This is a genomic window from Microbacterium sp. PM5, assembly GCF_003293595.1.
Lineage (GTDB): Bacteria > Actinomycetota > Actinomycetes > Actinomycetales > Microbacteriaceae > Microbacterium.
Genome location: NZ_CP022162.1, coordinates 248548 through 267460, shown reverse-complemented (window position 1 = coordinate 267460; position 18913 = coordinate 248548). Strand labels below are relative to the sequence as shown.

Here is an 18913-nt window from a genome sequence, read left to right as displayed (position 1 = left end):
TCCATGAACCGAGGCGCTCGCTCCATGATCGATCGCGCCCCTTCCGCGTGATTTCGCGGAAGTCAGCTGGTCAGGGTGTCAGATAAACGGTGCCGGCTACAGGACTTGAACCTGCAACCCCCGTATTACAAGTACGGTGCGCTACCAATTGCGCCAAGCCGGCGGGCCCGGAGTCCGGGCATCGGGGGTCTCCCCCGCCCATAGAGGTTACGTGATGCGGCGTACCGCACGCACATCGAAGAGCGACGGCTCCCGCGTTGTGGTCCGCGATCATGGGCACATGCCCAGAATCTGGGCACTTATTGCAGCCGGCATCCTGACCGTATCTCTGGCAGGCTGCACAGACGCCCAGCCCGCGCCCACGCCCACGCCTTCAGCCTCTCCGCGAACGGAGCCGCCGACAGCGACAACCGTCGCGCCGGTGATCGCTGCGACCCCGACACCGACGTCGAGTCCCGGACCCGGTTCGGAAGATGCCGCCCTGGTCATTTCGGCGACCGACCTCACCCTGCTCGATGAACAAGGCCGGGTTCGTCCGCACCTCAACCTCAGAGGCGAGGATCCCACTCAGTTTGCCGAATCGATCAGCACCGCAGCCGGATCGGAAGTCACCGAGACGACCAAGCCGGGCGGACCGGAGGGCGCGAAGTTCACAGCCACCTTCACGTGGGAGGGTCTGATCATCACGACCTTCTTCAGCCCTGACGAGTGCGCGGACGCCTGCCGTGGCACGTTCGTCTCGTCCACCTCGCCGCGCATCGGCGCTGTGCCGGTCCGCACTGTTTCCGGCATCTCCGTCGGCGACACGGTGACGGAAGCGAAGGCGCGGGGCGCGCACTCCACGAGCGATCATCCGCTCGCGTCCGATCCGGAGGATCCTTCCCTCTTCGATTCCACGACGGAGGCGACCCGCGTCGTCCTGTTGAGCATGGACGAGAACTCCGCAGTGGTCACCGACATCGGAGCGGGCGCCTGGTACGTCTCCTTCGGAGGCTGTGAGAAACCAGACCGCCGAGGCTATCCGGGCCGCGCCGCGCGCTACGGCGCGGCCGTCGGCGTCACGGTGGGCGTGGGCGTCGCGGTCTGCGACTTGTAGTACGCCCCGCTCGCGCTCGTGAGCACGAACTGCGAGAACTCCGCGGCATCCGTCATGTCGCCCACGTACTGCTGGCCGTTCACGACGACCATCGGCGTCCCCGTCAGGGTGAGCCCGTTCGTCCCGGGGATGCCGCTGATCGCGCGCTCGGTGGCACCCTTCACCCACGACGAGTACGACTCGGTCTCGATGCAGTCGCGAAGGCGCTTCGGATCGTCAGAGCCGTTCGCCTGGGCGATGTCGGCGAGTTCCTTGTCGGAGAAGCCGTCGGAGTCGACAGCCGGCTGACGGGTGAGGAGGTCGTTGTTGAAGCTGAAGAACTTCGACGGATCGAGAGTCGCGACGCACGCGGCTGCGCTCGCCGCGCGCAACGAGTACTTCGTTCCGTTCGACTTGGCGGTGAGCATCGAGACCGGGTGGTAGGTGAGGGTTGCCGCCCCGTCCGACACCCACGACGCCAGCTGCTTCGCGTTGGCGAGCTGCCACTGTCGCGCCGCCGGCGAGAGGTAATCGACGTAGACGTGGATGTCGACCACGGATGCCGAGGTGGACGGCGAAGGTGTCGCCTGCGGCTCGGCCGCAGCCGTGGGCGCCGAGCTCGCGCCGTCGATCGGCGTTCCCGGCGAGACCGAAGACACCGACGTCACCCGGAAGCCGTCGGCGGTGGCATCGGCCGGCTGCAGCTGCGGCCGATCGCTGTTGGAGCGCACCGCCCACGACACCGCGACCGCGACCGCGACGACGGCGGCAGCGGCGACGACGGCGAGCGCCGAGCGGCGCAACACGCGTGCCCGCGACTGCTTCGCGTGGACGAGCTGCGCCTTCTCGCGCACCGCATCGCGGCGGCCAGCAGGCGTGGGCTCGTTCGGGGCGTCGTCGTGGGACATGGGACCTTCTGTGGGAGGCAGCTCGAGGGCACATCGCGGTGCATCCCGGTCGTCACGATCCGGATCGGGTCCAGCGTCGCGGACGGAGCAAGGCGATGTGTCGATGCTAGCCAGCGAGCCTGTGAAATGCCCAGACGAGGCCTCTTCTTCGCAGAGGAGAACGTGCGATACTGAGAACGCGTCCATCGCAGGACGTGCGGGCCAAGCCCCCGCTCATTCCATCACTACGGATCGTCCGGCACGTACCTGCCGGTGAAGGAGAAGAAAACATGGCGTCCGTCACCTTTGACAACGCAACCCGTCTGTACCCGGGAGGCACCCGCCCGGCCGTCGACAAGCTCAACCTCGAGGTCGGTGACGGCGAGTTCCTCGTCCTCGTCGGCCCGTCCGGTTGCGGTAAGTCGACGTCGCTGCGCATGCTGGCCGGCCTCGAAGAGGTCAACTCCGGCCGCATCCTGATCGGCGACCGCGATGTCACCGACATCCCGCCGAAGGACCGCGACATCGCGATGGTGTTCCAGAACTACGCGCTGTACCCGCACATGACGGTCGCCGAGAACATGGGCTTCGCGCTCAAGATCGCCGGCGTCGGCAAGGAAGAGCGCGCGCAGCGCGTGCTCGAGGCCGCGAAGCTCCTCGACCTCGAGGATTACCTGACCCGCAAGCCGAAGGCCCTCTCCGGTGGTCAGCGTCAGCGCGTCGCGATGGGCCGCGCGATCGTGCGCAAGCCCCAGGTGTTCCTCATGGACGAGCCCCTGTCGAACCTCGACGCGAAGCTGCGCGTGCAGACGCGCACCCAGATCGCGTCGCTGCAGCGCAACCTCGGCGTCACGACCGTCTACGTCACCCACGACCAGACCGAGGCTCTGACCATGGGCGACCGCATCGCGGTGCTCAAGGACGGTCTGCTCCAGCAGGTCGGCACGCCGCGTGACCTGTACGAGAAGCCGAACAACGTCTTCGTCGCCGGCTTCATCGGCTCGCCCGCGATGAACCTGTTCCAGGTCGACCTCGCGAGCGCCGGCGGCATCCAGTTCGGCACCGCCGTCGTCGACGCCGACATCGACCGTCCCACCAGCGCGACCCAGGTCACCGCCGGCATCCGCCCCGAGGACATCATCGTGAACCCGGCCGACGGCCAGGGCCTCTCGGTGACCGTCGACCTCGTCGAGGAGCTCGGCGCGGACGGCTACCTCTACGGCCACACCGAGATCGCCGGAAAGCGCACCGACATCGTCGCGCGCGTCGACGGCCGCAACCACCCGAACGCGGGCGAGACCGTCGTGCTGGCCCCTGTGCCGCACCACGTGCACGCGTTCGACATCGAGTCGGGCGAGCGTCTCACCAAGAAGGCGATCGCCTCGGCCTGATCCGACCAGACGCGGCGCGGGGGCCCGGTTCCACGGACCGGACCCCCGCGCCGCGGCGTATCCCCCCACGAAAGCGAACACCCGCGTGGCCCACTCCCTCACGATCACCGCGAGCAGTGTCGACGCAGGCCTGCTGGCGCTGCCCTGGTCCACACCCCTCGACGAGTGGGGCAAGGACACCATCGTCTCGCTGCCCAAGGGCCTGTCGCGCCACCTCGTCCGCTTCGCGGATCTGTCGGGCCGCGTGGTCGCCGTCAAAGAGACGACCGGCGAGATGGCGCGCCGCGAGTACGACATGCTGGGCTCCCTCGGCCGCCTCGATGTGCCGTGCGTGGAACGGGTCGCGGTGATCGACGGTCGCCGCACGCCGAAGGGCGACCCGCTGCCGGCCGCCCTCGTGACGGCACATCTGAAGTTCTCGCTCCCCTACCGCGCCCTCTTCACCCAGGTGCTGCGACCCGACACCGCCGGCCGGCTCGTCGACGCCCTCGCCGCGCTGCTCGTGCGCCTGCACACCGTCGGCTTCTTCTGGGGTGACGTGTCGCTGTCGAACACGCTCTTCCGACGGGATGCCGGGGCCTTCGCCGCCTACCTGGTCGACGCCGAGACCGGCGAGCTGCACGAGAGCGGCCTGACGCGCGGTCAGCGCGAGCACGACCTCGACGTCGCGCGCACGAACATCGCCGGCGAGATCATGGACCTCGAAGCCGGCGGCCGCCTCGAAGGCGGCGTGGATGCCGTCGCGATCGCCGACGGCATCATGTCGTCGTATCACTCGCTCTGGGCGGCGCTGACCGACAAGGAGACCTTCGCCGCCGGTGAGGCCTGGCACATCACCGAGCGGGTCAAACGCCTGAACGATCTCGGCTTCGACATCGGCGAGATGTCGATCCGCACCACGCCGGACGGCACCACGGTGTCGATTCAGCCCAAGGTCGTCGACGCCGGCCACCACCAGCGGCGCCTTCTGCGTCTGACGGGACTGGACGTCGAGGAGAACCAGGCCCGGCGCCTGCTCAACGACATGGACGCGTTCCGTGCCCGCGTCTCACGACTCGGCTCCGACGAGGAGATGGTGGCGCACGAGTGGCTCACCCGCGTGTTCGAACCCGTCGTGAAGGCGATCCCCTGGGATCTGCGCGCCAAACTCGAACCCGCCGAGGTGTTCCACCAGGTCCTCGAACACCGCTGGTACATGTCGCAAGCGCGAGGACAGTCGGTGCCGATCGCCGAGGTCGTCTCGTCCTACATCGACGACGTGCTGCGTCACCGCCGGGACGAGGCCACGGTGATGGGTCCCCCCACCGAGACGATGGCGATTCCGGTGATCACCTCGGCGATCTCGACGATCGACGACGACGAAGACGAGGACGTCGACTGGCGCGACCTGGTCTGAACCCGGCGAGAGAGCGCGTCAGTACCCGACGGTGAAGCGCCGGCGCGAGTGCTGCGGGTTCTCGATCTCGTCGAGCACCGCCACCGCGAGATCGGCGCCGGAGATGTAGGACTGCCCCTCGGCATCGGTGACGATGACATCGCCACCGACCCGGTAGGTGCCCGTCCGCTCGCCCGGGTTGAAGCCGCCGAAGCCGCCGGCGGGGTGGACGAAGAACCAGTCGCGACCGGTCTGCTCGCCCTGAAGGTCCTCCAGAACACCGATCATCTCCAGCGCCTCGGCCTTGAAGGCGTCGGGGAAGTCGACGTCGACGACGCGAGGGCCCTCGGGAGCGACGAGGCTCCCGCCGGCGCCGCCGATGACGCCCAGCCGCACGCTCTCGGGCAGCACGGTGTTCAGCGCCTCCAGGTTGGGCCGCACGAGGCCCTCCATCGCACCGCGCGGCGCGACGGCGCTGATGACCACGTCCGCGCCCTCCAGCTGCGTCACCAGCCCGGGGATGTCCAGCAGCGTCCCCTCGACGTAGGTCGCACCGGGCACGCGGTCTGCGGCCACCGACCGTGACACCGACAGCACGGTGTGCCCGCGGTCCACAGCCTCGGAGACGATGTGGCGACCGGCGAAGCCGGTGCCTCCCAGAACGGCGATGATGGCCATCTCAGTGCTTCCTTTCGGATCGGCGTGCAGGTGGAGCGGGCGTCACTCGGACGCGGCGCGGATGGTGGAGACCTGGTAGAGCGCGACGGATGCCGCGATGCCGGCGTTGAGCGACTCTGCGGCGGAGGAGATCGGGATCGACACGATCTGGTCGCACGTCTCGGTGACCAGCCGTGACAGCCCCTTGCCCTCCGAGCCGACGACGATGACGACGGGCCGATCTGCCAGTTCGAGCTGGGGCAGCGCGACGTCGCCGCCGCCATCGAGACCGAGCACGAACACGCCCTGCTTCTTGAACTCTTTGAGCGTCGTGGTCAGATTCGGTGCCATCGCGACCGGAACCCGGGCCGCGGCGCCGGCGCTCGTCTTCCACGCGGCCGAGTTGACGCCGGCCGAACGGCGCTGGGGAATGATGAGTCCCTGACCGCCGAAGGCGGCGGTGGAGCGGATGATCGCGCCGAGGTTGCGCGGATCGGTGATGCCGTCCAACGCGACCATCAGCGGCGTCTGCCCCTTTCCGATGATCTCCTCCAGCAGGTCCTGGGGGTGCGCGTACTCGTACGGCGGCACCTTGAGCGCGACACCCTGGTGCACGCCGTCGAAGCCGGCCATACGGTCGAGCTCGGGGCGGGTGACCTCCATCACGGGGATACCGCGCTGGGTCACGATCGAGAGCATCTCCTTGACGCGATCGTCCATCTCGACGCGCTGGGCGATGTAGAACGCCGTCGCCGGGATGCGTGCACGCAGAGCTTCGAGCACGGAGTTGCGCCCGGTCACGTTCTCGGTGTCGTCACCGGCCTTGGCCTTCGGCGCGCGGGACGGCGCCGGCTTCTGACCGGGGCGTCCCTTGCCGCCGGCGGCGGCGTAGCGCTCCATGGCGGCCTTGCGCTTGCCGGCGACGTGCCAGCTGCGGTCCTCGGCCTTGGGAGTCGGCCCCTTGCCCTCGAGCGCCTTGCGTCCGTTGCCGCCCGTGCCCTTGAGCGGGCCCTTCTTCTTGCCCTTGCCCGCGGAGGGGTTGCCCGGCTTAGCCATCATTCAGACTCCAATGGGTCCCGTCGGGACCGTCCTCGAGGACGACGCCGGCCGCCGCGATCGCGTCGCGAAGACGGTCGGCGGCCGCCCAGTCCTTGTTCGCGCGCGCCTGCGCGCGCTGGGTGATCATCGCTTGCAGCAGCGCGTCCAGGGCGCGCGCCTCGGCAGCACCTGCTTCGGGCCGCCATTTCGGGTCGACCGGATTCATACCGAGAACGCCGGTCATGCGGCCCACTTCGACGAAAGCGCGGGCCGCGGCATCCCGATCGCCCGCATCCAACGCCGCGTTTCCGGCGCGCACGGTCTCGTGGACGACCGCGAGCGCCTGCGGAACGCCGAGGTCATCGTCCATCGCGGCAGCGAACGCCTCGGGGATATCGGCGGCCACCAGCGGCACCGCAGTGCCGAGCACCCGCGCGGCCCGCTGCTGGAACGTTCGGATGCGCTCGAGGGCCGCCTCGGCCTCGTCGAAGGATGCCGCGGTGAGATCGAGCGTGGACCGGTAGTGCGCCGCGCCGAGGGCGTAGCGCACGACGAGCGGGTCGCGGTCGGCCAGCACGTCCAGCGCGAGCAGATGATTGCCGAGCGACTTCGACATCTTCTGGTCGCCGACCGTGACCAGGCCGTTGTGCACCCAGTAGCGCGCGAACGCGTCACCCGCCGCACGCGACTGCGCCAACTCGTTCTCGTGGTGCGGGAAGCGCAGGTCGATGCCGCCGCCGTGGATGTCGAAGGAGGCACCCAGGTAGCGGCGGCTCATGGCAGAGCACTCGATGTGCCAGCCCGGCCTGCCCGGCCCCCAAGGACTCTCCCACACGGCATCTGTCGGCTCGTCGCTCTTGGCGCTCTTCCAGAGCGCGAAGTCGCGAGGGTCGCGCTTGCCGCGCGCGTCCGCGTCGGCCGCCGGCTCCATCGCGTCGATGCTCTGATGGGTCAACTCTCCGTAGGCGGACCACGAACGCACGTCGAAATAGACGTCACCGGCCGCGGCGTAGGCATGACCGCGTTCGATGAGGGTGGCGATCAGCTCTTGCATCTGCGGGATCGACCCGGTCGCGCGAGGCTCGTAGGTCGGCGCGAGGATGCCGATCGCGGCATACGCGTACGCGAACTCGCGCTCCACGCGATACGCGAGTGCCCACCACGGCTCATCAGCGGTGGCGTTCTGCAACACCTTGTCGTCGATGTCGGTGATGTTGCGCACGAAGGTGACGCGCCCGAAGCGCCGGGTGAGCCAGCGACGCAGCAGATCGAAGGCGAGCGCCGCGCGCAGGTGATGGATGCCGGGGCCGGACTGGACAGTCGGGCCGCACACGTACATGCTCACGTGGGTCGGATCCTGCGGCGCGAAGTCGCGCAACGCCTGCACCTGGGTGTCGTAGAGCCGGACCGTCACCGCACCAGCCTACCCGCGCGCGCGAGACGCGACAGCGGCGCGGGCGTGGGGGCTCACACGGAGTAGACGAGCGCGACGGCGAAGGCGGCGACGCCGTCGCCCGTTCCCGTATAGCCGAGCCCATCGGTCGTCGTCGCCGACACGGCGACGGGCGCACCGAGCGCCGCAGACAGGGCATGTTCGGCTTCCGCGCGGCGCGCGGCAAAGCGCGGCCGGCGCGCCTGCACCTGCACCGAGACGTTGCCGATCGAGAAGCCAGCGGCCTCCACCAGCTCCCGCGTGCGGGCCAGGAACGCCTCGGCGTGGGCGCCGGCGTACTGCGGTTGATCGGTTCCGAAATGGGTGCCGATGTCGCCGAGTCCCGCGGCGGCGAGCACGGCGTCCACGATGGCGTGCGCGACGGCATCCCCATCCGAATGACCGTGCAGCGAGGATTCACCGGGCCAGCGCAGTCCGGCCAGCCAGAGATCGCCGCTGCCGCCGACGGCATGCACGTCGGTGCCGACGCCGACGCGCGGCACCGGCGCGGTGCGCCCCACCGGCGCGACAGCCAGGAGGGCTCGCGCGCGGTCGAGATCGCCCGGAGTGGTGATCTTGAAGCTCCGCTCATCGCCGGGCACCGTCCACACCGGTGTTCCCATGCTCTGCACGAGTGCGGCGTCGTCGGTGTGCTCGGCGGATGCCGCGGCATAGGCCGCGTCGAGAATCGTGCGGCGGAATCCCTGCGGGGTCTGCGCGGCCGCCAGTTCGGAACGCTCGATCGCCTCGCGCACGCGATCGCCGGACACCCGTTTGACGGTGTCGACCACAGGAAGCACCGGAAGCACCGCATCTTTGCCGTCCGCGAGCGCATCGATGACGCGCGCGAACACCTCGGGCGGAGTCAGAGCCCGCGCGGCGTCATGGACCAGCACGCGCTCGACGTCGGGCCACACGGCCCGCAGTCCGGCAGCCACCGACTCCTGCCGGCTGAGCCCGCCGGCGACGACCGTGACCAGGTCGTGCCGTTCGCCGGCGACGGCGCGCGCCTCGGTCAGGGCGTCACCGACGCGGTCTGAGGGAGCGACGATCACGACCTGCGCGGCCGGCGCGGCGAACACACCCTCCAGCGCGTGGCGCAGAACCGTGTGGGCGTCGAGACCCACGAACGCCTTCGGAACACCCGCGCCCAACCGCTGACCGGATCCAGCCGCGACGACGATCACGGCGGTGTGGGGCACGGGAACCAACGGGTCGCTCATGTACCCGACACTACCGACGTGGCGCGCCGTCTTCCGGCGGATGCCGGGATCAGCTCGCGAGAACCTCGTCGAGGACCCCCGAGGCGTGATCCTCATCGGCCTTCAGCGCCAGAGCGATCTCGGACACGAGGATCTGACGAGCTTTGGCCAGCATGCGCTTCTCACCGGCGGACAGGCCGCGGTCCTGGTCACGACGCCACAGGTCGCGAACGACCTCGCTCACCTTGATCACGTCGCCGGACGCGAGCTTCTCGAGGTTGGCCTTGTAGCGGCGCGACCAGTTGGTGGGCTCTTCGGTGAACGGTGCGCGCAGCACGTCGAACACCTTCTCGAGACCGTCCTTGCCGATCACGTCACGAACACCGACCAGGTCGACGTTGTCGGCAGGGACCTCGATGATGAGGTCTCCCTGCGTGACGTTCAGCTTCAGGTACTTCTTGGTCTCGCCCTTGATGATCCGGTCCTTGACCTCGATGATCGTCGCGGCCCCGTGGTGCGGATAGACGACCGTCTCGCCAACCTCAAAAAGCATGCAGTTATGTCCTTTCGGCAAAGTCCAGAATACCACAGGCGACATACGCTAAGGTTCGCCGGCTGAGCATCCGCGGCGGGGACGCCGGGGTGGCGTCGCGTCGCGGCATAGAATGAGCACACACCGACTCGTCCAGGAGGATCCGTGAACACGCGCCGTCTCGCGTCCGTCGCCCTCGCCGCCGCTGTGGTCCTCTCCACCGCCGGCTGCAGCATGATCTCACCGCAGGCCACGACCATCAGCTACTCGGCCGCTGAGGGCGTCAACATCACGCACTCGGCACCCCTGAAGGTGCGCAACGCGCTCTTCGTCGCCAACGAGAAGGGCACCGAAGCCAACTTCCTCGCGGCGATCGTCAACGACACCGACACCGACGAGACGCTGCTGGTGGGCATCGAGGGCACGACCCAGCGGGTGCCGGTCGCCGCGCACTCGACCGTCAGCCTGGGCTTCGACGGCGCAGAGCCGCTGCTGTTCACCGGCCTGTCGGCCAAGCCCGGCACCGACGTGCGCACCACGTTCCAGTCCGGCACCGGCGAGGCCGTCGAAGACCGCGTTCCGGTCTTGGACGGCACCCTGTCGTACCTGAAGGACTTCGTTCCCGCGAACTGATCCCGCTCACGGATATCGGCGGCGTCCCTCTGCGCGAGGGGCGCCGCCGATGTGCGTGGCGTGGCGGACGGGACGCGTCAGGCCTCGAAACGGTACCCGAGGCCCCGCACGGTCAGCAGCATGACCGGCTCGCTGGGGTTTCGTTCGATCCGTGACCGGATGCGCTTGATGTGGACGTCGAGGGTCTTGGTGTCGCCGAAGTAATCGCTGCCCCACACCCGGTCGATCAGCTGACCACGCGTCAGCACACGCCCCGCGTTGCGCATGAGCACCTCGAGCAGCTCGAACTCCTTCAGAGGCATCGGAATGATCTCACCGTCGACGGCGACCGTGTGTCGATCGATGTCCAGGACGACTCTTCCACCGTCGACGACACTGTCATCCAGGCCCAGCTCGGGCCCTTCGCTGCGTCGCAGCACGGCGCGCATCCGCGCGAGCAACTCGCGTGACGAGTACGGCTTGGTCACGTAGTCGTCGGCGCCGAGTTCGAGGCCGACGACGATATCGACCTCGGAGTCCTTCGCGGTGAGCATGATGATGGGCACCTTGGAGGTCGAGCGCACCACGCGGCACACCTCGGTTCCCGGCATCCCGGGAAGCATGAGGTCGAGCAGCACGATGTCGGCGCCGCGCGATGCGAACGCGTCGAGCGCCGCGGGGCCGTCCTCGGCGATCTCGACCTCGAAGCCCTCGCGGCGCAGCAGATAGGCGAGCGGATCGGCCAGATCGGGCTCATCCTCGACGATCAGGACGCGGGTCATCGCTTCTTCTCTCCTTTCGCCCGCGCACCATCGCGGGCGGCCTTCTTCTTCTTGCGCTTCTTCGGAACGGGAAGGTCGTCGGGCGCCGGAACTGCAGGCAGTCGAACGGTGAACGTCGACCCGCGCCCCGGACGCGACCAGACCTCGACCTCTCCCCCGTGCCGCTGCACCGCGTGCTTGACGATCGACAGCCCGAGACCCGTGCCGCCGGTGCGGCGCGAGCGCGCCTGGTCGGCACGATAGAACCGCTCGAACACGCGTTCCTGCTCGTCCTCCGGAATGCCGATCCCCCGATCGGTGACCGCGATCTCGACGACCCCGCCGTCCAGTTTCACGCCGACGCCGACCTGGCCGCCCTGAGGTGAGTACGCGATCGCGTTGGCCACCAGGTTGGCGACGGCCTCGGTGAGCACCTGCACGTCGCCGCGGACGTACGCGTGCCTCTCGCCCCCGCGGGCGACGGTGATGGCGGCCGAGTCGGCGGCGACCGACTGGGACTCGATGGCGGCGGCGACGACCTCGTCGACGGACACGTCGCGCAGTTCCGTCAGATCGTCGGCGGACTGCAGCCGTGAAAGGTTCATGATGCGCGACGTGAGCTGGCTGAGCCGGGCGGCCTCGGCGCTGAGCCGAGCGGCGAAGTGACGCACCTGCTCGGGATCGTCGGCGGCCGACTCGACCGCCTCCGCGAGCAGGCTCACCGCACCCACCGGCGTCTTCAGCTCATGACTGGTGTTGGCGACGAAGTCGCGGCGCATCTCCTCGACGCGCTCCCGCTCCGTGATGTCGCGAATGACGATGAGGATCAACCGCGGTGTGATCACGCTCGCCCGGGCCGAGACCAGCCGCGGCTCGACGCCGCGCTTGAGCCGCATCGTCTGCGTCTCCGGCGCCTCGGTCCGACGGACGGTCCGGGCGAGGGCGCGCAGCTCATCGCCCGGCAGCGCGTAGTCCTCGTGCATGCCGAACAGCTCCGCGGGCGCCGAGACGGCAACGATCTGCAGCGACGTGTCGACGACCACCGCGACTTCGTCCATTCCCTGCAGCACAGCCGCCGTGCCGTCCGGCAGGGCCGTGGATGCCGCGACACGCGCGCGATCGCGTGCGCGCAGCGCGATCAGCACGAGCGTGGCCACTCCGCCGCCGAGGACGAGACCGAGGATCAGCGCGATCACCGGCTGCAGGGACTCCATGGGTCCCAGCGTAGGGTGGTTGGACACCGCAGATTCACGATACGGATCAACACCGGACACCCCGTCGGCAACGTTCATCGCTGCGGCACCGATCGTTAACCTTGGCCCGCGATGATCGCCGGGTCAGTGGGCGGCACCGTGCCTGCCCGCCGGAAGAGAGGCTCTCTCATGCGCGAAGTGTTCCACCAGTCGCTCGAGGACGTGCAGTCACGTCTCGTCGAGATCGCCGAGCTGGTCACGGAGGCCATCGACAAGGCCACGCGCGCCTTCGGCACCAGCGACGTCGCCCTTGCCGAAGAGGTCATCGAAGCCGACCAGACGATCGACGACAAGGCGGTCGCGCTCGACGAGCTGGCGATCCAGATCCTCGCGCGTCAGCAACCGGTCGCCCGCGATCTGCGCATCGTCGTCGCCGCGCTCCGCGTCAGCGCCTCCCTGGAGCGCATGGGCGACATCGCCGAGCACATCGCTCAGCTCACCCGCATGCGCTTCCCCGAGCGCGCCATCCCGAAGGGGCTGAAGGGCACCTTCACCAAGATGGGTGAACTCGACGTCGAGGTCGCGAAGACCCTCACCGAGCTGCTGCGCACCGAAGACCTCAGCTACCTCGAGACGCTGCGCACGCTCGACGACAAGGTAGACGACCACCACCTCGCCGTCTTCGAGAAGGTGCTGAGCGAGAACTGGCAGGGCGAGGCGGGAGCCACCGTCGATGCGACCCTCGCGAGCCGCTACCTCGAGCGCTTCGCCGACCACGCCGTCTCGGTGGCCAAGAAGGTCGCCTACCTCGCCACCGGCGACTGGACGCCCGACACCGACACGATCGCCGTCATCATCGCCGAGGGCGAATCGCTCGACGGCGCCGAGTAAGACGTCGCCTCCGCCTGGGCGGGGGTGCAACACGAAGAGGGGGATGCCGGTCGGCATCCCCCTCTCACGTTCGTCCGGTCGCGGGCCGTCAGCCCTTGCCCTGGCTCGCCACGGCGGCGGCACCGGCAGCGGCGGCCTCGGGATCGAGGTAGGCGCCCGGCTCGAGCGGCATGAGGTCCTCACCGAGGCGGTACACGAGCGGAATGCCGGTGGGGATGTTCAGCTCGGCGATGTCCGCATCGCTGATGCCGTCGAGATGCTTCACGAGTCCGCGCAGCGAGTTGCCGTGCGCCGTCACGAGAACCGTCTTCCCGGCCTTCAGATCGGGAACGATCTCGTTCTCCCAGTAGGGCAGAAGGCGGTCGATGACGATCTTCAGCGACTCGGTGCGCGGGACGTCACCGTCGATGCCGGCATAGCGCGGGTCGTTCACCTGGCTGTAGGGCGAGTCGTCGGGAAGGGCCGGCGGCGGCACATCGAAAGAGCGACGCCACAGCATGAACTGCTCCTCGCCGAACTGCTCGAGGGTCTCCGCCTTGTCCTTGCCCTGGAGGTCGCCATAGTGGCGCTCATTCAGGCGCCACGACCGCTTCACGGGGATCCACAGGCGGTCGGCGGCGTCGAGCGCGATGTTGGCGGTCTGGATCGCGCGACTGAGCAGCGAGGTGTGCAGCACATCGGGCAGGATGCCGGACTCTTTCAGCAGCTCACCGCCGCGCGCGGCCTCGCCGCGACCCTGCTCGGTGAGGCGGACGTCCACCCATCCGGTGAACTGGTTGGTCTTGTTCCACTCGCTCTGCCCGTGGCGGAGGAGGATCAGCGTGTACGGCGCGGTCATGCTCGTCATCCTACCGGCGCGCGCGCTGGCATCATGGGGGGATGCCGCCGGAGAAAGCCCCCGCTCACGGGGTGGTCGGTCAGATCACGCGCGGCACGACGAACACCAATCGACTGCGTCGCATCGACCGCTGGATCGCCCGGCATCCGGCGCTGCGGCGCACCGCCGATCCGTTCGTCGTCGACCTCGGCTACGGCGCGAGCGCGGTGACCGTGCTCGAACTCGAGCGGCGCCTGCGCCTCGCGCGCCCCGACGTCGAGGTACTCGGGCTGGAGATCGACCCCGCCCGCGTCGAGCGCGCCCGCACGCAGCTCGTCGAGGTGCGCGCGGGGCGCACGGCGTTCGCGACCGATGCTCACGTCTCGTTCGCCCGCGGTGGGTTCGAGGTACCCACGCCGCGCGGACGCCGACCTGCGGTGCTGAGGGCGTTCAACGTCCTTCGGCAGTACGACGAGCACGAGGTGAAGGACGCCTGGGGGCGCATGGCGCAGCGACTGCATCCGGACGGCATTCTCGTGGAGGGCACCTGCGACGAGCTCGGCCGGATCTGCACATGGGTCGAGGTCGGCGCCGACGGGGCACCGCGAACGCTCACTCTGTCGTTGCGGCTCGCCGAACTCGCCTCGCCGTCGATCGCCGCCGAGCGCCTGCCCAAAGCTCTCATCCACCGCAATGTGCCCGGCGAGGCGGTGCACGACTTCCTCCGCGCCCTCGACGGAGAGTGGACGCGCGCCGTCGACACCGCCTCGTTCGGCCCGGTGCAACGCTGGCGCGCCGCGCTCGACGCGATGCACGCGACGGGCTGGCCTGTGCACGGCCGGGCGCGCTGGCGTCTGGGCGAGGTCACGGTGCCGTGGAGTCTCATCGCTCCCCGCGACTGAACGCCCCGCGGCCGCTCAGACCCGCGGGATGGCAGCGCGCGCTTCGGCCGCAGGCATGCCGGCCGCGGTCATCAGGTCGACGGCCAACGGCCGCAGCGCCCCGATGAGCGTCTGATCCACGGCGGAACTGCGGTCGGCGAGGACGCGGGGGTCGAGGCGCCCGGCCACAGCGCGGATCGCCTCTCGCGCGGCGGGCTCGTAGGAGATGTCGCCCAGAGCATCGGAGATCAGCCGGGCGCCGGCGGCGAGTTCGGCGAGCAGATCGGCGGCGATCGGCCGTGGCTGTCGGTCGTCGCTGAGGTAGACGACGCGGCGCGCGATGACCCGGAGATTGCGCGTCGCGAGATCCAGGTGGTGCCGCACGCGGTCCTGCCGCTGGAACTCGGAGCGCTGGCGTCGCAGGAACGGAGAGATGCGGGCGATCTCGGAGCCCGACTCCACCCCCGCACGCCACTGGTCGACGAGGCTCTGCAGGCTGCGTGCCATGGCGAGACCGCGCTGGGCTCGCACCGGATCTCCCCGTCGCAACGCTTGGACGAGAGTCGTGACCGCGCCGTCGAACGCGGTGAGGAGCTGAGCACCCTCCCGCGTGACGGCACGCAGCGGACTGCGTGGCAGGAGAGCCGTGACCAGCAGGGCCGCCACGCCCCCGACGATCCCGTCGATCATGCGGATGAAGGGGACGCTCACGGGAATGACCATGACGATGGCCGACTGCACCGCTGCCGCGATGGCGAACGCCGGCTGCGGCGAGAGGAAGCGGGCGACGACGAGAGACGCCGCCAGTGTCAGCCCCAGTTGCCACCAGCCGATGCCGGCGACGAAGACGATGAGCTCGGCCACGAGGATGCCGACGACCATCCCGACCACGGTCTCCAGCACGCGCCGCGGGCGCGCATCGCGCACCAACCCCAGACTGGAGACCGTCACCGTCGCCGCGAGCAGGGGCGCCGCGTGTCCGAGTACGTAGTGGGCGAACGAGAACGCCGCCGTGGCCGCGACGACGATCTGGACGATGGCCGGCGCGGAGACCGCGACGCGGTCCATCCCGGCGCGGGGATGCCAGCGGGCTCGGCGACGGGTGACGATCGCCGCGGTGGACGGCCGAGAGCTCTCCGGCGATGACGCGGCGGGTGACACCGGCGTCAGCGGCGCCGGGAGAGCCGCGGCATCCGCGGGATCGATGCGGTGCGCCCGGCATCGGGGGGAACGATGACCTCCTGCGCGGCCGCGACGCGACTCTCGTCCACGGCGACCGTCAGATCGGCGTCGACCGGAACCGTGCGCTTGACGTATGCCAGCGCGATCGGCCCCTCTTCGTAGTGGCGTGCAACGGAGGTCACGGCGCCGACGACCTCGTCGTCGAGGAAGACCTCTGCGCCCCCGACGGGCAGGTCGGCATCGCTGCCATCGAGTTGCAGGGCGACGAGTCGGCGCGGCGGATGCCCCAGGTTGTGCACCTTCGCGACCGTCTCCTGGCCGCGGTAGCAGCCCTTGTCCAGGTGCACGGCGGTGCGCAACCAGTCGGCCTCGTGAGGCAGCGCGCGCCCGTCGGCCTCGGTCTCGGCGCGCGGACGCCACGCGGCGATGCGGACGGCATCGACGGCCATCCATCCCGCGATGGGCTGCTGACCCGACGCCGCGGCCTCGGCGAGGCGCGACACGGCGTCGACCGGCACGACCGCCTCCGCCCAGTCGTACGACTCCCCCGGGTGCGGCGCGGCAGCAGCGTACCCCCACCCGCCGACGGCGACCGCGGGCCACGGGTCGCGCCAGACGGCGAGGGGCTCGAGTGCAGCGACCGCTTCGGAGGTGCCGCCGATGACGCGCACCTCGTCGGAGAGATCCTGCGGCTCGACCCGCAAACGGAACCGCATGCGGCTCAGCCACGACAGGAGCGCGGCCGAACGGGAGCGGTCGACGATCAGCCACGTGCGCACACCGTCGTCCACGACGGCGGCAGCGTGTTCGACATGGCCCTGCGGGTCGAGCACGAGCAGTTCCGTGCTGGCGCCCGGAGCGAGCGCCGTCAACGCCTGGGAGGTGATGGAGTCCAGCCAGCTCAGACGGTCGACCCCGTCGATCGCGAGCACGGCGCGGTCCTCGAGCGGCGCGAGCGCGCGTCCGGCGACGAGCTCACGCTGCTCGCGCGCGGGCGCCGCCACGTGCGCCAGCCCACGCTCGTCGACGACGGCACCGGGAACGACGGTGAACGCGCTGGCGATGGGAGCAGACGGGGGCGCCTCGGACATGCTCACTCGGCCCGCGCCAGTCGTGCCGACGCGTGCGAACCGAGCTCGCCGCCGAGCGCGGCGATGTCCCACGCCCAGAGCAGGTGGCCGTCGACGAGGCCGTACATCCGTGTCGCCGCGGTGTAGACCTTCGCGCTGGCAGGGCGCACTACGGCATCCGTCGCCAGATCGATGCGCGGGCCGCGGACCTGCCCGACGTAGAGCTCGCTGATGCCGTCCGAGTGCACGATCGCGACCTCGAGATCGAAGCCGCCCTCCTGGTTGCGCAGCGACTCGACGTCGTCCGCCGTCCGCCCGGCGTCGCGCACCGCCGACGGCGGCAGCAGCGCCGGCCCGGGATCGGCCTGCCCGAGGGGGCGAGCCAGGCGCCAGTATCCGGTCTCCGCGACGAGGGGGGCGCGCGTCTCGTCGTCGGCGACGAACCATGCGCTCGCGGCGTAGTTCACGTAATCGCCGCCGTCGTGACTGAAGCTCACCCGATGGGCGAATTCGCCGCTGAAGGAGACATCGCCGGCTTCATAGTCGATGACGCCGGTGCCCTCCCAGACACCGAGCAGCCACGAGAGAGGGACGAGATCGGCCGGCAGGTCGGTCGGCAGGTCGATCATGCCGATCAGCGCTGGCCGCGGTAGAGGTTCTTGATCACGACACCCGACACGAAGACGATCGCGAGCGAGGCGAGCGCGAGCAACCCGACGAAGAAGAGTTCGAGTGCGAGCAGGTCCATACCTTCACTCTACCGTCACGCGAACATGCTGGAGAGTCCGAGACCGAGCCCGATCAGGCCCATCACCACGAACGCACCGAGAGTGCTCAGCGCCACCCGGCGCAGGAAGCCCTGCGAGTGCCCCTGCACCAGCTGCACGACGAAGGCGAGGATGAGGCAGGCGGCCATGCCCACCGGCATCCATGCGGCGCGCCACTCGCCCGGAGCGACGGCGCCGATCACGATCGCGATCACCGCGCCGGCGGCCCAGACTCCGACGATGCCGCCGTACTCGGCGCGGGGCGCCAATCCGGGAAGCGTCATCCTCCCATTGTCGCCGACACGCGCACTGCGCGCACGTCGCGCGAGCCGCCGCGCACGGCGCCCGTGCGAGCGGGTTCTAAGATGGGGGCACGGTTCGGGGGCATCCGAACCCGAAGGGACCCCCATTGGCTCAGCTTCTCGTCTTGAGTTCCGCCCCGGGCGGGGGCCCCGTCCTGCCTGCGCTCGAGCTGCTGAGCCATCGCGTCCGCCAGATTCCCGCCGAACCGGCGCAACTCGTGAACGCGCCGAGCTCGGATGTCATCTTCGTCGACGCCCGCGCCGACCTGGTCGGGGCGAAGTCGCTGTGCAAGATCCTCAACACGACGGGCCTGGACGCGCCTCTGGTACTCGTCGTGACAGAAGGCGGGCTCACCGCGGTGTCCACCGACTGGGGCATCGACGACGTGATCCTCGTCGGCGCCGGGCCCGCCGAGGTCGACGCGCGCATCCGGCTGGCGGTCGGACGTCAGTCCGCCTCTCAGGTGTCCAGTCGCATTCAGACCTCCGGCATCACGATCGATGAGTCGTCCTATTCGGCCAAGGTGCACGGCAAGCCTCTGGATCTCACCTACAAGGAGTTCCAGCTGCTGCACTTCTTCGCCACGCATCCGTCGCGCGTGTTCACGCGCGAGCAGCTGCTGAGCGAGGTGTGGGGTTACGACTACTTCGGCGGCACGCGAACCGTCGACGTGCACGTGCGACGACTGCGCGCCAAGCTCGGCGACCTGGAGCAGCTCATCGGCACGGTGCGCAACGTCGGCTATCGCTTCAACGTCTACGAGGACGATCAGATCCCCTCGTCGCACGAGGCCTCTTCGGCCTGATGACGCGGCGGCGAGCGCCGCGCGACGTCGTGGTTAACGCGT

The 18913-nt window shown here is 69.6% G+C and carries 20 protein-coding genes and 1 tRNA gene; 7 read left to right on the top strand and 14 right to left on the bottom strand.

What is annotated here, in order from left to right; translation table 11 throughout:
- Positions 1-90: 90 nt before the first annotated feature.
- A tRNA-Thr gene (locus CEP17_RS01275) sits at positions 91-163 on the bottom strand.
- Positions 164-211: 48 nt separating this feature from the next.
- Here CEP17_RS01275 and CEP17_RS01270 point away from each other — a divergent pair.
- A complete protein-coding gene (locus CEP17_RS01270) occupies positions 212-1096 on the top strand; it encodes a hypothetical protein (RefSeq protein WP_162722375.1) in 885 nt (294 codons plus the stop codon).
- On the opposite strand, the gene CEP17_RS01265 is transcribed toward CEP17_RS01270, so the two are convergent.
- On the bottom strand, positions 1039-1983 hold the full coding sequence (locus CEP17_RS01265) for a thioredoxin domain-containing protein (protein ID WP_112930961.1): 945 nt from the start codon (positions 1981-1983) through the stop codon (positions 1039-1041). The two genes, CEP17_RS01270 and CEP17_RS01265, sit on opposite strands and share 58 nt — an antisense overlap.
- A gap of 269 nt (positions 1984-2252) precedes the next feature.
- On the opposite strand from CEP17_RS01265, the gene ugpC reads away from it, so the two are divergent.
- Complete coding sequence (ugpC, locus tag CEP17_RS01260; RefSeq protein WP_039411840.1) at positions 2253-3353, top strand: sn-glycerol-3-phosphate ABC transporter ATP-binding protein UgpC; 1101 nt, start codon at positions 2253-2255, stop codon at positions 3351-3353.
- Between the two features lie 85 nt (positions 3354-3438).
- Positions 3439-4749, top strand: a complete 1311-nt coding sequence (locus CEP17_RS01255) for a DUF4032 domain-containing protein (protein ID WP_112930960.1) — start codon at positions 3439-3441, stop codon at positions 4747-4749.
- Positions 4750-4767: 18 nt separating this feature from the next.
- Here CEP17_RS01255 and CEP17_RS01250 read toward each other — a convergent pair whose 3' ends face one another.
- From CEP17_RS01250 to CEP17_RS01230, 5 genes are read right to left on the bottom strand one after another with little or no spacing between them, the layout of a single operon-like run.
- Entirely contained in the window at positions 4768-5406 is a 639-nt protein-coding gene (locus tag CEP17_RS01250) for an NAD(P)H-binding protein (protein WP_112930959.1), read from the bottom strand.
- A gap of 42 nt (positions 5407-5448) precedes the next feature.
- On the bottom strand, positions 5449-6441 hold the full coding sequence (gene rlmB, locus CEP17_RS01245; RefSeq protein ID WP_036286382.1) for a 23S rRNA (guanosine(2251)-2'-O)-methyltransferase RlmB: 993 nt from the start codon (positions 6439-6441) through the stop codon (positions 5449-5451).
- Positions 6434-7837 (bottom strand): cysteine--tRNA ligase, encoded by a 1404-nt coding sequence (cysS, locus tag CEP17_RS01240; RefSeq protein ID WP_112930958.1) that lies wholly within the window; start codon positions 7835-7837, stop codon positions 6434-6436. Before cysS ends, rlmB begins: the two co-directional genes overlap by 8 nt.
- A gap of 53 nt (positions 7838-7890) precedes the next feature.
- Positions 7891-9078 (bottom strand): 2-C-methyl-D-erythritol 4-phosphate cytidylyltransferase, encoded by a 1188-nt coding sequence (gene ispD, locus CEP17_RS01235; protein ID WP_112930957.1) that lies wholly within the window; start codon positions 9076-9078, stop codon positions 7891-7893.
- A gap of 49 nt (positions 9079-9127) precedes the next feature.
- Entirely contained in the window at positions 9128-9610 is a 483-nt protein-coding gene (locus CEP17_RS01230; RefSeq protein ID WP_005051117.1) for a CarD family transcriptional regulator, read from the bottom strand.
- Between the two features lie 144 nt (positions 9611-9754).
- On the opposite strand from CEP17_RS01230, the gene CEP17_RS01225 reads away from it, so the two are divergent.
- Complete coding sequence (locus CEP17_RS01225; RefSeq protein WP_112930956.1) at positions 9755-10222, top strand: DNA modification methylase; 468 nt, start codon at positions 9755-9757, stop codon at positions 10220-10222.
- 77 nt (positions 10223-10299) lie between these two features.
- Here CEP17_RS01225 and CEP17_RS01220 read toward each other — a convergent pair whose 3' ends face one another.
- Positions 10300-10983, bottom strand: a complete 684-nt coding sequence (locus CEP17_RS01220; RefSeq protein ID WP_036315340.1) for a response regulator transcription factor — start codon at positions 10981-10983, stop codon at positions 10300-10302.
- On the bottom strand, positions 10980-12176 hold the full coding sequence (locus tag CEP17_RS01215; protein WP_036315342.1) for an ATP-binding protein: 1197 nt from the start codon (positions 12174-12176) through the stop codon (positions 10980-10982). The genes CEP17_RS01220 and CEP17_RS01215 overlap by 4 nt, the downstream gene beginning before the upstream one ends.
- A gap of 168 nt (positions 12177-12344) precedes the next feature.
- Here CEP17_RS01215 and phoU point away from each other — a divergent pair, with 168 nt between their 5' ends.
- Complete coding sequence (gene phoU / locus CEP17_RS01210; RefSeq protein WP_039411820.1) at positions 12345-13046, top strand: phosphate signaling complex protein PhoU; 702 nt, start codon at positions 12345-12347, stop codon at positions 13044-13046.
- An 88-nt stretch (positions 13047-13134) separates the two neighbouring features.
- Here phoU and CEP17_RS01205 read toward each other — a convergent pair whose 3' ends face one another.
- Positions 13135-13884 (bottom strand): phosphoglyceromutase, encoded by a 750-nt coding sequence (locus CEP17_RS01205; protein WP_036315343.1) that lies wholly within the window; start codon positions 13882-13884, stop codon positions 13135-13137.
- A 41-nt stretch (positions 13885-13925) separates the two neighbouring features.
- Here CEP17_RS01205 and CEP17_RS01200 point away from each other — a divergent pair, with 41 nt between their 5' ends.
- Positions 13926-14765 carry a class I SAM-dependent methyltransferase gene (locus CEP17_RS01200; protein ID WP_112930955.1) on the top strand — a complete coding sequence of 280 codons (840 nt, stop codon included), beginning with the start codon at positions 13926-13928 and terminating at the stop codon, positions 14763-14765.
- A gap of 15 nt (positions 14766-14780) precedes the next feature.
- On the opposite strand, the gene CEP17_RS01195 is transcribed toward CEP17_RS01200, so the two are convergent.
- The 4 genes from CEP17_RS01195 to CEP17_RS01180 form a co-directional block, all read right to left on the bottom strand.
- The gene (locus CEP17_RS01195) at positions 14781-15812 is read right to left on the bottom strand and encodes an FUSC family protein (RefSeq protein ID WP_239498557.1); all 1032 of its coding nucleotides are present in this window, start codon (positions 15810-15812) and stop codon (positions 14781-14783) included.
- Positions 15813-15910: 98 nt separating this feature from the next.
- Positions 15911-17017: a glycine cleavage T C-terminal barrel domain-containing protein gene (locus tag CEP17_RS01190; RefSeq protein ID WP_112930954.1), complete on the bottom strand. Its 1107-nt coding sequence runs from the start codon at positions 17015-17017 to the stop codon at positions 15911-15913.
- 2 nt (positions 17018-17019) lie between these two features.
- Complete coding sequence (locus tag CEP17_RS01185) at positions 17020-17625, bottom strand: FABP family protein (RefSeq protein WP_112930953.1); 606 nt, start codon at positions 17623-17625, stop codon at positions 17020-17022.
- 134 nt (positions 17626-17759) lie between these two features.
- Positions 17760-18047, bottom strand: coding sequence for a hypothetical protein (locus CEP17_RS01180; RefSeq protein ID WP_036315349.1), 288 nt, complete (start codon positions 18045-18047; stop codon positions 17760-17762).
- A gap of 125 nt (positions 18048-18172) precedes the next feature.
- Here CEP17_RS01180 and CEP17_RS01175 point away from each other — a divergent pair, with 125 nt between their 5' ends.
- Positions 18173-18871: a response regulator transcription factor gene (locus tag CEP17_RS01175; protein WP_016464486.1), complete on the top strand. Its 699-nt coding sequence runs from the start codon at positions 18173-18175 to the stop codon at positions 18869-18871.
- The last annotated feature ends 42 nt before the right edge of the window (positions 18872-18913 follow it).